At 36.8% G+C, this 576-nt stretch carries 1 protein-coding gene; it reads right to left on the bottom strand.

Annotated elements, in window-relative coordinates; all coding sequences use genetic code 11:
• Nucleotides 1-467, bottom strand: a 467-nt coding sequence (locus H5073_RS18010; protein ID WP_259394952.1) for a hypothetical protein, incomplete at its 3' end; no start/stop codon positions are given.
• Between the last annotated feature and the right edge of the window lie 109 nt (nt 468-576).

The raw sequence follows: 576 nt of genomic DNA, 5'->3' as shown, positions 1-576 counted from the left end.
TAACTCGAAATAAAACTGAAATACCTGATTGTGACTTTTTTACCGACATAGGGTAATAACAAAGTAAAAATATCCCCTTCGTAACAGGGTGGCTTAGTTAAGTCGGAGTGTTCTCGCGTCTGAATCTCCCAAATAACGCTCCACTCATCGTCTGGTGTAATAATAGTGAACACATCCCAGAGATAATCATCATCGTATTTATGGAAATGCCCAGGCCAAGCCTTTTTTTTATTACCAACAAACTCAATCACCCCGCTAAAGGTTTCAAGTTTAGCGCTATTATCAATATAAATTTGATACTGCCTTTTATCTGCGCGGATGTTTGACATTGTCAAATTATAAGCTAGAGTACTTCCTATAAAAAAAACAATAAAATACGTTCTGACACGCCTAATCTGCTTAAACTCTTGATGTTTATATACTAAAAATAGAGCTGCAAAAACAAACAACACAAAAATTATATTCATGAGTGTATCTTTGTCGAGCCAATAATCCCACCCCTCCGGTGGGAGGGGGGCATATAACGTTTTCATCAAATGTATTAATCTCCTGTTATCCAGCCTTTCTGAGTGAAAA

Origin of the sequence: Shewanella sp. SR44-3 (assembly GCF_014163735.1) — a bacterium.
GTDB lineage: Bacteria > Pseudomonadota > Gammaproteobacteria > Enterobacterales > Shewanellaceae > Shewanella.
Note: the sequence above shows the minus strand (reverse complement) of the source record. Positions and strands in the feature narration are given on the sequence as shown.